The sequence below is a fragment of the Streptomyces sp. NPDC088733 genome, from assembly GCF_044751185.1.
Classification (GTDB): Bacteria; Actinomycetota; Actinomycetes; order Streptomycetales; family Streptomycetaceae; genus Actinacidiphila.
The window spans coordinates 94078-106888 of record NZ_JBIVLH010000009.1 but is presented as its reverse complement, the minus strand read 5'-3'; the positions used below and the strand labels follow the sequence as shown (position 1 = coordinate 106888).

General features: G+C 71.0%; 9 protein-coding genes. 3 read left to right on the top strand and 6 right to left on the bottom strand.

The genetic code is table 11. From position 1 onward, the window contains the following. Window positions 1-135: 135 nt before the first annotated feature. Window positions 136-999 (bottom strand): alpha/beta fold hydrolase, encoded by an 864-nt coding sequence (locus ACIP64_RS18440; protein ID WP_401587558.1) that lies wholly within the window; start codon window positions 997-999, stop codon window positions 136-138. A gap of 159 nt (window positions 1000-1158) precedes the next feature. Next, the gene (locus ACIP64_RS18435; RefSeq protein WP_401587555.1) at window positions 1159-1980 is read right to left on the bottom strand and encodes an alpha/beta hydrolase; all 822 of its coding nucleotides are present in this window, start codon (window positions 1978-1980) and stop codon (window positions 1159-1161) included. Between the two features lie 539 nt (window positions 1981-2519). Here ACIP64_RS18435 and ACIP64_RS18430 point away from each other — a divergent pair. Further along, window positions 2520-3323 (top strand): SDR family NAD(P)-dependent oxidoreductase, encoded by an 804-nt coding sequence (locus ACIP64_RS18430; protein ID WP_401587553.1) that lies wholly within the window; start codon window positions 2520-2522, stop codon window positions 3321-3323. A 26-nt stretch (window positions 3324-3349) separates the two neighbouring features. Here ACIP64_RS18430 and ACIP64_RS18425 read toward each other — a convergent pair whose 3' ends face one another. Next, window positions 3350-6091, bottom strand: a complete 2742-nt coding sequence (locus ACIP64_RS18425; RefSeq protein WP_401587550.1) for an AAA family ATPase — start codon at window positions 6089-6091, stop codon at window positions 3350-3352. Between the two features lie 635 nt (window positions 6092-6726). Between ACIP64_RS18425 and ACIP64_RS18420 the strand changes: the two genes are divergently transcribed. Beyond that, window positions 6727-7317, top strand: coding sequence for a TetR/AcrR family transcriptional regulator (locus ACIP64_RS18420; protein ID WP_401587548.1), 591 nt, complete (start codon window positions 6727-6729; stop codon window positions 7315-7317). A gap of 32 nt (window positions 7318-7349) precedes the next feature. On the opposite strand, the gene ACIP64_RS18415 is transcribed toward ACIP64_RS18420, so the two are convergent. From ACIP64_RS18415 to ACIP64_RS18405, 3 genes are all read right to left on the bottom strand, one after another. Next, on the bottom strand, window positions 7350-8861 hold the full coding sequence (locus tag ACIP64_RS18415; protein ID WP_401587545.1) for an ATP-binding SpoIIE family protein phosphatase: 1512 nt from the start codon (window positions 8859-8861) through the stop codon (window positions 7350-7352). Between the two features lie 110 nt (window positions 8862-8971). After that, window positions 8972-10045, bottom strand: coding sequence for a PP2C family protein-serine/threonine phosphatase (locus ACIP64_RS18410; protein WP_401587543.1), 1074 nt, complete (start codon window positions 10043-10045; stop codon window positions 8972-8974). 609 nt (window positions 10046-10654) lie between these two features. Then, the gene (locus tag ACIP64_RS18405; protein WP_401587540.1) at window positions 10655-11395 is read right to left on the bottom strand and encodes an IclR family transcriptional regulator; all 741 of its coding nucleotides are present in this window, start codon (window positions 11393-11395) and stop codon (window positions 10655-10657) included. Between the two features lie 385 nt (window positions 11396-11780). Between ACIP64_RS18405 and ACIP64_RS18400 the strand changes: the two genes are divergently transcribed. Further along, complete coding sequence (locus ACIP64_RS18400) at window positions 11781-12356, top strand: TetR/AcrR family transcriptional regulator (protein WP_401587537.1); 576 nt, start codon at window positions 11781-11783, stop codon at window positions 12354-12356. Window positions 12357-12811 lie beyond the last annotated feature (455 nt).

The window sequence follows — 12811 nt, the reverse complement described above, 5'->3', positions numbered from 1 at the left end:
TGCCCCTTCCTTCGTGTGCGGGACGGTCTCCGCGCCGTTCGCCGGACGTACCGTCCGCGGCCCCTCCCCGCACGGCGACGCGGGCCGCCGTGCGGGGAGGGTCGGGCACCGGCTGATGCCGGGGCCCGCTTGCCGTCAGTGGGCGGTTGCGGCGGCCTGCTTGATGAGGTCGGTGACGATGCCGGGGTTGGTGACCTGTGCGGCGTGCGGGACGTCTGCCTCGACGGTGTGCGCGTGGGCGCGGTTGGCCATGAAGCGCTCGGTGGCCGGCGGGATCACGTGGTCGTCCTTGGCGACGAGGTACCAGGACTCGACGGACTTCCAGGCGGGGACGCCGGAGGGCTCACCGAGCGCCTCGGGGGCGGCCGGGCTCTGGGTGGCGGCGAGTTCGGCGGCGGTCCTGGCGCTGACGCGGTTGCTGAAGAAGAGGTTGCGGTACTGGTCGGCCTTGGCGTAGAGGTCGACCCCGACCCCGGTGGTGCCGTCGGGCTTGGTGACGGGGAAGGTCACGGGGAACAGGGCGGTGGGAATGGCGGCGTTGGGGTCGTTGCTGATCTGGGAGCCGGGGAACTTCGCCGTCAGGGTCTTGACGTCCTCGTTCTTGTCCGGCGCGAAGGCGGAGATGTAGACGAGCGCCTTGACGTTCGTGTTGCCGGTGGCGGCGTTGGTGATGACCATGCCGCCGTAGGACTGGCCGACCAGGACGACGGGGCCCTGGATGGTCTTGAGGTACGAGGCCAGGTAGGAGGAGTCGGCGGTCACGCCCCGCAGACCGGTGGGCGGCGCGACCACCGGGTAGCCGTCGCCCTGAAGGCGCTTGACGACGCCGCTCCAGCTGGCGGCGTCGGACCAGGCCCCGTTGACCAGGACGACGGTCGGCTTGGGAGCGGCCGGGGTGTGGTGGGCGGGCGCGGCCGACGCGAACGCGGTCACGCCGCCGGCGAGGGCGACCCCGGCCGTGGCGAGAACGGCGACACGGAACGTACGACGGCGAAGCATGGGTTTCTCCTTGAGCGATGGGTGCGCGACGATCGCGTCCCCGGGGAGCCCCCGTGAATGGCGGGGGCGGCGCGCCGAAGCGTCGGTGACGGACGGCGCGTTCATGCGGTCGAAGGCCGGCCGATCAGGGCCGGCGGTCAGTACTCCCGCGGGCCGCGGTCACACGTGGGCGGGCGCGTGGTCCACGGCCCAGTCCAGCGCGAAGTCGGCGACTTCCTGCCAGCCGTCCTGGCCGATGATGAAGTGCGAACGGCCGGGGAACTCCCGGTACTCCGTGACGGCCGGCGAATTGCGGTAGAGCTTCCAGTTCGCCTTGTTGACCTTGGCCGGCACGATGTGGTCGACCTCTCCCGCGATGAACAGGAGCGGGGACCGGCGGCCGTTCCGGAAGTCGATCCGGGTGGCGGCCCGCGGGTTGAAGTTGGCGAACGCCCCCTGGAAGAGGACGCGGGCCGAGCCGGGGACGGCGTAGCGCTCGTAGCGGGCGGCCGATTCGTCCTCGCTCAACGTGTTGGTGATGGCGTAGTGGAACTGCCGCGCCGTCAGGGAGACCGCCTTGTTCTTGTTGGCGGGGTTCTTCAGGACCGGCCAGGCCGATCTGAGGGTGGACAGCGGAAGGGGAAGCACACCCTTGACCGCCGCGGAGTCGATGGCGACCCCGGCACTGCCCAGACCCCGGTCGAGCAGGATCTGCACGACGGTGCCGCCGAAGGAATGGCCTATGAGGATGGGCGGGCGAGGCAGGTCGCGGATGACCTTCTCGTAGTGGTCGACCACCTCGTGCAGGCCGATGCCCGCGATGCCCGAGGGGTCGCGCCGCAGTTCCTCCACCTCGCGGTCGAGCCCGGGCCAGGCGGGAGCGATGACTCTGTGCCCCCGCGCCTCGTAGTACTTCTTCCATCCTTCCCAGCTGCGCGGGTTCACCCACAGGCCGTGGATGAGCACGATCGTGGCTGCCTCATGGGCATGGGGCTCACTCATACGGACCTCCGAAATGAATAGAACGTTCTGTTCATTCAAGCTAGCCGAACCGGTATCCGCGGGCAAGCGGAGCCGCGAAAGCACACGGTTCGGACGCAGGGCCGGCAGCGTGCGCCGGCCTCCCGCAGCGGTCCCAGAGTGTCGTCGGAGGCCCAGGACCCACATCCGTCGAACATCTGCGGGAAACCCGTCACCGAGCCGTGCCGGGCAGTCGTTTCGCCAGCGCACCAGGCGTCCGGTCGGCCGCCGGGCGGCGGCGCGGGCGCCACGGACCGCGCGAGGCACGGGATTTCTCGGCGGAAGGATCGCGGGAGTCGTGTCCCGCGGCCCGGTCGACCTGGTCCGGCCGCCGCTCGGACCGGGACGAGCCATGAGCCCCAGTCGTCGCCACTGTCATATGACTTATGCGCTCCGGTGCCACCCGTACCGATACTGAGCAGGTGCCCGCGCTGCCACGCGCCGGTGCCGGAACTGTCGTGGCCCGTCGTCCGCCGGGACCGTGGCCGTCCCACCGCTCCCACCATGCGCCGAGGAGCATGATGTCGAAGATCATCCTTGTCACCGGGGCATCCGGCGGCCTCGGGGCAGCCACTGCCCAGGCCCTGGCCGACGCCGGTCACATCGCCTATGCCGGTGTGGAAGCGGCTTCAGGCCGTCCGTCGCTCGCCGCGCTCGCCCCAGAACCGGACGGGAACGCGGGCCGTCAAGGCGCTCGGCCGCGTCCTATCGCCCTCGACGTCGCCGATCAGCGCTCGGTCAGCGCCGCGGTCACCGGCATCACGGCGGAAGCCGGGCGGATCGACTGCGTGGTCCACACCATGGGACCTGTGCCCCGGGGCCCCGTCGAGTCCTTCACCCCCTACCAGTTGGCCCAGATCTACGACGCGAACGTGCTGTCCACCCAGCGGGTGAACCGTGCCGTGCTGCCGCAGATGCGCGAGCGCCAGGACGGTCTGCTGGTCTGGGTGGTGTCCCACGCCGATCCCGCGGACGAGGCCCCCTTCCTCGCCCTGCACTCCGAGAGCGTCGCGGTGATCGACCATCTCGCGGCCAGCTACGCGAAGGAACTGGCCGGCTTCGGGGTGGAGGCCGCGGTCGTCGTGGCCGCCCTGATCGCGCCCGAACCCGGCGGCCGGCGGCCGCGGCTGGTCCTCCCCGACGACCTCGGTACGGCGCAGGCGTACGAGGGCCGGTATCCCGGTCTGGTCGACAGCGTCGACGTGCACCTGGCCGGCCAGGCCGTCACCGCGGCGCGTCTCGCCCGCACGGCGCGGGCCGTCGCGGCCGTGGTGGACAGCCCGAAGGGCGCTCGTCCGCCGCGGGTCACCGCCGGGGACCGGTGACGGCGGTCAGGCGGAGCGTGCGGGCCTCACTCCTCCAGGGCGCCGAGCGCGTCGCGGAGCGCCGCGCGGGAGGTGATGCCGAGCTTCGGAAAGATCTGGTAGAGGTGCGCTCCGACCGTGCGGTGCGAGAGATAGAGCCGTTCGGCGATCTGCTTGTTGCTCAGCCCCGATGCCGCCAGGTCCGCGATCTCCCGCTCCTGCGCCGTGAGCACCTTCCCGCCCGCTTCGGTCCGCGACGCGACCCATCCGGCGGCCCGCAGCTGCTTGGCCGCGCGATCCACCCAGGGGCGGGCGCCGAGCTCGGCGAAGGCGTCGTGGGCCAGCGTCAGCTGCCCTCTGGCCTCCGTGTTGGCACGGGCCCGCCGGAGCCGTTCGCCATGGGCCAGCCGCACCCGGGCCAGATCGAACGGCCATTGCCCGACCTCCGGCAGGGCCAGTGCGTCGCCGAACAGGCGCACCGACTCCTCGTCGTCCGTGGCGCACAGAGCGGCCGAAGCGCCGGCGAGGAGCGCGAGCCGCGTGGAGAGCGCGGCGATGTCGTTGTCCCGGATCGCCCGTACATGAGCGGCCGCCTCCGCCGGGCGGTCGGTGCGGACCGCGGATTCGACGAGATCCATCATCACCCACAGGGCGTGCGGCACATGGGAGGCGAAGGTGCCCGCGGGGCTGATCGCCGTCGCGTGCCCGTAGGCGCCGGTGAAGTCGCCGCGTCCGAGATCGGCCACGGTGCGTATGTGCCGGGCGTAGTGCAGTGCCGTCCCGACGCCCCGCGGCGCTGCCCATCGCTCGATGCGGCCGCTGAGGAGGGCGACGGTCGCGTCCTCCCCGCGGGGGGCGGCGACGACGGCCCGGCAGTACCAGAAGTACCAGGTGAAGAACCGGTATCCGGAGTCCTCGCAGAGCTGGGCTCCTTCCTCGGCGAGTTCGACGCACTCGTCCCACCTGCCGGTCAGGTAGTCGTTCAGGCACAGGTGCATCAAGGCGCCGAGGTGCCGGCGCACCGGGCCGCCGTCCCGTCCCTGGCGGACGACCCGCCACGAGGGCTCGCGGAGGGCCGGCAGCCGATCGAGGTAGAGCGCCGCGGTGCCGACCCGGACGATGCGGCCGGGGTCGGTCTCCTCGGGCAGTCCGCCGAGGATGTCCTCCAGCCGGTCCAGCGCGGCCGCTCCCGAACGGGCCGGGTCGGAGAAGGTCCTGCCGGCGACGGACAGCAGTGCGGGCGGCTCCGGGCGCAACCGGGAGAGCGCGGTGTAGAAGGGGTCCCACAACTCCGCACGGCCGCTGAAGAAGCACAGGAGCAGCAGCAGGTGCACGGCGTCGACGACAGCGTTGTCCTCGGCGTCGTACTGGTGGGTGCCTGACTCGATGGCGCCCACCAGCAGGCGGTGAGCCGTGTCGATGTCCCCGTCGCCGTTGATGACCAGATAGACGGCGGCAGCCGCGGAGCGCAGGGACCCCGCCAGGTCCGGGTCGGCGCGCCGGGCGTCCTCGAGCAGTTCCGAGACGCCGCGCAGCTCCCCCGTCGCGTCGGCACCGATGTAGGCGGCCTCGGCCAGGCGGCGGGCCCGGTCCGACCCGTGGGGACTCAGGTCGGCGGCCCGTATCAGCGCCGCGACCGCCCCCAGGGCGTCGCCGCGCGCCGTGATGCGCTGGGCGGTCTCCTCCAGCAGGGCGGCGACCTGCTCGTCGGGCTCGACGGACGCCTCTCCGAGATGCCAGGCCCGGCGCTCGGGCTGATGCGCCAGAGCCTGGGCCAGCGCCCGGTGCGCCGCGCGGCGTTCGGCGCTGGAGCAGGCGTCGACGACGGCCGAGCGGATCAGGGGGTGGCGGAAGACGAGCCGCCGGGTGCCCTCGTCGACGGTGACCAACTGGTCCTGCTCGGCCGGGGCGAGATCCTCGAGGTCGGCTCCGCAGTCGGCCTCCCTCGCCGCCGCCTGCAGGACCCCGAGATCGCCGGTCCCGTCCATGGTGGTGAGCAGCAGCAGACGGCGGGAGGCAGCCGGGAGGCCGGAGACCCGGGAGAGGAACAGCGCCTGGAGCCGCTGGCTCAGCGGCAGGACCGCGGGCAGGTTCTCCAGCGCCATGCGCTGCTGCCCGCTCAGCACCGTGGGCAGTTCGAGCAGTGCCAGCGGGTTCCCTTCGGCCGCGGACAGCAGTCGGCGCCGCACACGTTCGGCGAGGTTCGGGAACCGCGCGTCGAGCAGGGCCCGCGACGACGCCTCGTCCAGGGGCGGCACCTCGTACTCGGGCAGTCCGCCGCGGTTGAAGAAGGACTCGCTCCCTTGCCGCACGGCGCCCAGGAAGGCGACCCGGCTGCCGCCGAGCCTGCGGGCGACGAAGCCGAACACGGCGGCGCTGGCGCGGTCCACCCACTGCAGGTCGTCGATGACGAGCAGCAGGGAGTCCGACGCGGCCACTTGGCGAAGGAGCATCAGGGTCGCGCTGGACACGACGAGCCGGTTCGGCGACGCACCGCTGCCGAAGCCCAGCGCGACCCGCAGGGCCTCCTGATGGGTGCCGTCCAGATCACCGAACGTCTCCGAGAGGGGGAAGAGGAGCTGGTTCAGCCCGGAGTAGCTCACGTCGGCCTCGAATTCGACGCCGGCCGCACGCAGCACCCGCGTCCCGGTCGCGGACGCCGACTGCGCCACGGCGTTGAGGAGAACCGTCTTGCCCACCCCCGCCTGCCCCGACAGCAGGAGCGCCCCGCCACGGTCGGTGGCGCCGAGGAAGTCGCGTATGCGATCCAGTTCCTTGGTACGCCCCACCAGAGCGCCAGCGGCTCCGTCGTCAAAGGGGTCGCCGTAGCCCACCCGTCCACGCTCCCGTCAGCCGTCCGCGTCCGCGCGGGTTCACTCGGCGGATATTTTTTAATTCATCGACAAGGGGAGCTTCATGCTACCGCGCGAGACTTCGGCATCACCGTACCGAGCTGCATTTCCGGTAAACCCTTCGGCACACCTGGAAACGCCTGGAGAAGATTTCTTTCACTGAGTGAAAGTCGGAATCCGGCGGGCGTCCGCGGAGGGTAATGTGGCGTCCGGACACGGCAAACCCCCTCGTCACGGGGGTGCCCGCGCCGGTGGGGCCGGAGTCGGGGTGCCCGTCCGGCAGCAGGTGCGACCATGCGAGAAATGCCGGAACGCGCGCGACGCGCAGCACGGAAAAGGCACCCCCTCGACCCCGGGGCACCATATATGCATTCCGGCAGGCAAAGGCCGTCCGCTCCTCATGGCCATTTCTGCCGCCCTCCCGCCGGGGAATGGCCGCTACCGCCGGTCCGCACATGGGGACCTGCGCCTTGAGCACGCCTGGCCGCGCATCGGCCCGTACAGCGGCCCCGTCTCCGGGCGCACCGTCGCCGGCACCAGATTGTGGAAGGAACGTTCTATATAATGTCTCCATGACCGAGACGAACAGCGGGCCTGTCACGACCGGCCGCAAGTCGGCGGCGCGGGAGCGGCTGCTGAGCACGGCGAGCAGGCTCTTCTACACCGAAGGGATTCGCGCCGTCGGCGTCGACCGGGTGATGGCGGAGGCCGACATCGCGCGCGGCACCTTCTACCGGCACTTCGAGGGCAAGGACGACCTGGTACGCGGCTACCTGGACGCCACCGACCACGACATCCGGGCCCGGGTGGCCGTGGCGGCGGAGAAGACGGGGGGCGGTGCGGCGCTGCTCGATGTCGTCGCGCACAGCATCGGCGAGGAGATCTGCGGTCCGGGGTTCCGGGGCTGCCCCTTCATCAACGCGGCCGCGGAGTACCCGGACAGGAAGTGCCCGATCCACCAAGTCGTGCTGAGGCACCGCGAGTGGTTCCGCCAGCTGCTGGAGGACACCCTCGCGACCATGGGGGTCGCGGACCCCCGGCGGTCCGCCGACCTGGTGGTCGCCCTGCGGGACGGAGCGATGGTCGCGGGCTACCTCGGCGACTCCGGCACCGCGGCGCACACCCTGGTCCAGGGTGTCGGTCTGGTCGTCGCGGCGGGCTGACGGAAAGCCGCGCCGAGCATCCCCGCGCTCTCTCATGGTCCGTGCAGCGGCGTGTGCTCGGCCCAGATGGTCTTGCCGTGTGCATGGTGGCGGGTGCCCCAGCGGCAGGTGAGTTGGGCGACGATGAACAGACCCCGGCCGCCTTCGTCGAGGGTCCGGGCGCGGCGCAGGTGCGGCGTGGTGGTGCTGCCGTCGGTGACCTCGCAGGTGAGACAGGCGTCGCAGCGGATCAGGCGGAGATGCAGCGGTGGCTGGGCGTGGCGGATGGCGTTGGTGACCAGTTCGCTGACGATGAGGACGGTCGTGGGGGTGGCGTCGTCCAGGCCCCAGTCCGTCAGCTGCGCGGTGACATGTCTGCGCGCGGCGGAGACGGCCGCCGGATCGGCGGCGAGGTCCCACGTGGCGACGGTGGTGGTGTCGAGTGTGCGGGTTCGTGCGGCGAGCACGCGCAGTTGACGGGGGCCACCCTCTGCCGCGAGGACCTGAAGGGCGGTGTGGCAGGTGGCCGCCAGCGAGGACTGCGGCTCGATGCGTCGTTCGGGCACGGCGGATCCGTCGCTCCCGGACCCGGAGCCCGACCCGGATCCGGTCGGCGGCGCGGAGTGCGTGTGCAGCAGGAGCACGCTGCCTTTGCCGAGCCGGATCTCGGCGGTCGCGACCTGTGCTCGTGTGCGTCCGTGCGGTGTTCCGGAGGGAAGGTCGACGGCGATCGGCACCCCTTCGGGGCTGATGACGATGGGGGCGGCATGGCCGGCGGAGGCGAGGGTGCAGTCCGCGGTGACGGGGTCGTAGACGGCGTACAGGCAGCTTGCCGTGACGTCGTGGGCGGCCTCGTCCGGTTGGAGCCGGTGGAGGACGTCCTGGAGGTGGGTCAGCGTCTCGTCCGGTTGCATGTCGATGTCCGCCAGCGTGCGTACCGCGGCGCGGAGTTCGGGCATCAGGGTGGGAGCCGGTTCTCCGTCCTCGGTCACGCTGCCGGCGACCAGTGCCACCCGGGCTCCGGGCAGTGGGATGGCGTCCAGCCAATGCGCCTGCGGACCTCCGTCATCGGCCCGGCCGTAGGAGAGTTCCACGGCTGCCGGCTGCGGGAGGCGCCCGGCCGGGGATCCCCCGGCGAGCAGGGACGCGCAGAGATCGCCGGTGTCCCGACGTGGCGCGGGAGCGATGCGGCCCCTCTTCTCGCCGCCCGGGGGAGGGATGGCGAAGGCACACCTGGCCTTCTGGCCGGTCCGGACGCGGCAGACGACCAGGCTCATGGCCAGGGACAGGAAGGCCGCGGCGATGACCACCGTCCGGCCGCCCTCCGACACGCCCGGAATGGCGAAACCGTAGATGGCCACGCTGGTCGCCAGCGTGGAGGCTCCCACGACCAGGGTGTGCCGTACGGGCAGCAGGGCCGCCGCCATCGGGGGCGCCAGGACCGAGTAGTCCGACCAGCGGACCAGGCCCACTGCGGAGGCGTTGAGTTGCACTGCGCAGGTCGCGGCGAGATAGCCGGCCAGCAGTGCACTCGGGTGCCGGAGGAGCAGTCTCGGCGTGGCCATCCTCGTCACCGTCCCTTCTGGTGTCGTACGCAGCGCCCTGCGAGACGGTGCGCCCCGGATGCGCGGCTCAGAGTTCGGGTTGTCCGCGCGGGCCTTCGCACTGCGGACGTTCACGACGGAGCCTGATCGGAACGGTCGGGCTGCCGTGGGTGATGGACAGCGACGAGGGCCAGGTCGTCCTGGAGGTTCTTGCCGGCGTGCCGGTCCACGTCGACGCTGATGTGCTGCACGAGGCGGCTGGGGCAGTCCCAGGTCCATGTCTCGGCACGGTCGAGGACGGAGAAGAAGTCGCCTGCGGAGTCGCGGGCCTCCGCCAGGCCGTCGGTGTAGAGGAGCAGGGTGTCTCCGGGGCCGAAGGCGACGGTTTCGAGGCAGAAGGCCCTGGGAGTGTCCGCCGCGAGCCCCAGCGGCGGGGCGGGCCGGGTGACGGGAAGCAGGGTGAACCGGCTGCCCCGGCGCAGCAGTGGCGGCGGGTGCCCGCAGCTGACGACCCTGGCGATGTCCTCGTCGTCGGGGAGCTCGATCAGCAGGGCGGTGATGAACCGCTCGCTGCTGTCGGGGGCGATACGGGGCAGCTCGCTGAGGTGCCGGCGAACGCTGCGTTCCAGGGAGGCCGCAAGTTCCGGGAGGGTGCGGTACTGCTGGGCCGACTCCCGGAAGGCGCCCAGGACGGCGGAGGCGTCGTCGATGGCCGGCAGCCCCTTTCCGCGGACGTCGCCGATGAGGATGCGCGTGCTGTGACCGGTACGGGCGGCTGCGTACAGATCACCGCCCACCAGTGCGTGTGCCGCCGCCGCGCGGTACATCGAGGCGACGATGAGGGGGCCCAGCTCCCTCGGGATCGGCCGGAGCAGCACGCGCTGGGCGGCTTCGGAGACGGCCCGGACTTGGGCCAGTTCGCGCAAGTCGCGGTCGTGCAGCGCCCGGGAGGCGATGACGAACGCGGAGACGATGAGGACCGCTCCGATGTGAATGGGGAGCAGCGGTGAGTGGAGCAGGCCGTCGTGCCGGTCCACGAGAAGCACCGCCGCTGCTGCGAGAAGCGCGACGACGCCTGTGAAGCGGGCTCGTGCGAACGTTCCGGTGCACGAAGGGGCCGCGACGAGCAGGGGGGACAGGTGAATCGCGAGCGGGGCGAACGACGCGGCCGAGGTGATGGCCGCGATCAGCAGGAGCGGCGGCACAGCGCGACCACGCAAGCCCGGGGTGCGCGTGCGGCGGCAATGGGCCTGCGGCAGCCCGGGGACTTCAGGACCCCGGAGCGAGCGGGCTCCGCCGCCGGTGACGGGAGTGTGCGGGAAGTGGCGCATCACGAGTCGGGGGAGCGACCGGATGTCCCTGGAAGGGCTGCGTCGAATCAACATGGCGCGGCTTTCGTGCCATCGCGATGGAAAAGGGCGGGTTGAGATCCGATGGGACGTGAGGGTCCGCACCGTTGCGGTGACGTCTTCGGTTTCCACGCGGCTCCGGACGGGTCACAGCTCCACCGCCTTTCGTTTTTCCACTGAATGAAAGCCGTTTACCAATGAGGTGATTCAACTGTGCGACGGGCGGTTCGGTACGTCAAGCGACGTCGTCACCTCTCCACCACGACCCGGCGCGGGAGACGGGACCGCGTGTCCAACCACGCGCTGTTTCCCGGGACGTGAAAGGCAATCGAGTAACGCGGGCGCCGCTTTTGAACGCGACGGTCGAGCGGGGGTGTTCAACGCGCATGGGGACAGCAGTCTTCCGCGACAGATGGGCCGAACCCACCTGCCGCGGCAGCGCATTGTGCTCCGACTCCGGCACCCTCACCCGCACGCCGACAAATAGCGCGATATGCCGAGTGCGTACCCCATGACCTGCGCGGCGAGTTCCTCGACCCGATCGGTGGTCAGTTTCTGTATGCGTCCTGCGAGGGTGACAGCGGCCGTGACGGCGCCGTTCGCATCGAACACCGGGGCCGCCAAGGTGCCCATTCCGGGAAACCGCGGGTCGTCGACAGAAGTCCAGCCGCGGCGGCGGATCCGCTCCAAGGAGCCCTCCAGGGGCCGAGGGCCACCCTCCCCGGCGAGTCGGAGGGCATGCGCGTCGTGGGCCATGAAGATGCCACCGGCCGCACTGCCGCGCAGCGGCTGCACACGGCCCACGTATCCGGGATACGCGAACGCCTGCGGTGAATGCGCCCAGAACGCGGTGACGTGCATGCTGCCCCGGCGTATCTGCAGGCCGCAGCCTTCCCCGGTCCGGTCCCGCAGGGCAGGCAGCGAGGACCTGGCCGCTGTCACGAGCTCCGAGGCCGCGTCGGCCGAGGCTCCCCACCGGATCATGCGCAGGCCGACGCTGTAGAAGGGACCGTCACGCCGCAGCAGGTCCTGGTCGACCAGCGCGGGCAGCATGTCCGCCACGGCCGACGACGGCACGCCGGCCATGCGGACGATGTCGGATGTGTGCAGGTACGGCGTTTCCACCGAGAAGCAGTCCAGTATGCGCGACCATTCCTGGAGCACCTGCCCGGCGGCCTTTGCGGCCGGCGGTCCGAATGTCGTCATGGTGGCCTCCTGCGCGGTCCCTCTCCGGGTATGTCGCGGATCTCGCCCGCTCGGACGGGACAGCACATCGGCGGCGGGCCGCGCGGCCGGGACTCCTTACGGCTGCTCCACGACAGTTGCCACCGGAACCTGAATCACGGGGAATGGATGTCCGGCCGATCGGCGAAAAGCACGACGACGTCACGGGCAATGCACCGAGGGGCCCGCTTCGGCTCTTGAGCAGACATCTGCCGACCCCGGTCGGTCCGGGTGGCGATGCAATATTAGATTCTGTTCGCCATCTTACAGGACACCGATCCCGGCGGGGAGCGGCAGCGGGCTGCGGACCGCGAGCCTAATCTGGCACCGGCGGTGTCGGACCGGCCGGCATTACGGAGGGTGATAAATGAGTCGCGTCTCGCAAGCAGAAGCGAAGGCCAATCGGGAGCGAGTGGTACTGGCGGCCTCCCGGCTGTTCCGCGAGGACGGCGTGACCAACGTGGGCATCGCGGATGTGATGAAGTCGATCGGCCTTACCCAAGGCGGCTTTTACAAGCAGTTCGCCTCCAAAGCCGCTCTCGTCGACGAAGCGGCCGCCAAGGCCTTCTCCGACAACTTGCAGGACCTTGTGGCGCTGGATCAGGAGACCGGGGGGCACCAGGCCGCGTGGCAGTCGCTGCTCGATTCCTATTGCTCTGTCGAGCACCGCGACAACCCCGGCACTGGTTGCCCCGCCGCCGGTTTCGCCGGTGACGTCGCACGCGAGCCCGAGCACCGGGAGACCTACGCCAACGGCATCCAGGAGATTGCGCGGTGGATCGCACCGGGCGAGGCCGGCCTGGCGGCCTATGCCACGCTCGTAGGCGGCCTCCTGCTTGCCCGTGCCACCGCGGGCACGCCTTTGTCCGAGCAGATCCTGCGGGCCGCGCACGCGGCGGCGGCGGGCGCTGCCGACAGCGGCGGTCGGCCGGCAACCGGCTGACGCGCACGCGATCCGGGTGTCCGCCACGTGCCGCACCGTCAGGCGTGGCAGTCCGCCGAGTGCAGATCAGCCAACGCCTCCGGCCCGAGGCGGGGTTCATCACCACGGACCCGATACCAGCGGACGCCCGGTCCGTACTCGCCGGCTCCGCTCGCCGCTTCCCCCGAAGCGGCGTCCAAGCCGTACCCGGCCCGAGACGCAGGAAATCCCATCCAGAGAACTGACCTGGATGGGATCTCGTGAACCGTTCCCGACCCGAGTCGTGAACGGCCCTGTTGTGGGCCGTTCACGAGTCGGGCTGACCTGCGCCCATGTCCGCCTTACGGAGTGCCCTTCCCGCACAAGCCAAGATCGCTTCCCGTCTTGGCATGCTCAAGACCATTTTCAGAAGCAGCAGCTCTGAGCGCTGCTCGAAGACCCAGGGGCGGTGAAGCGGCCGGAGAACGGCCCCGATG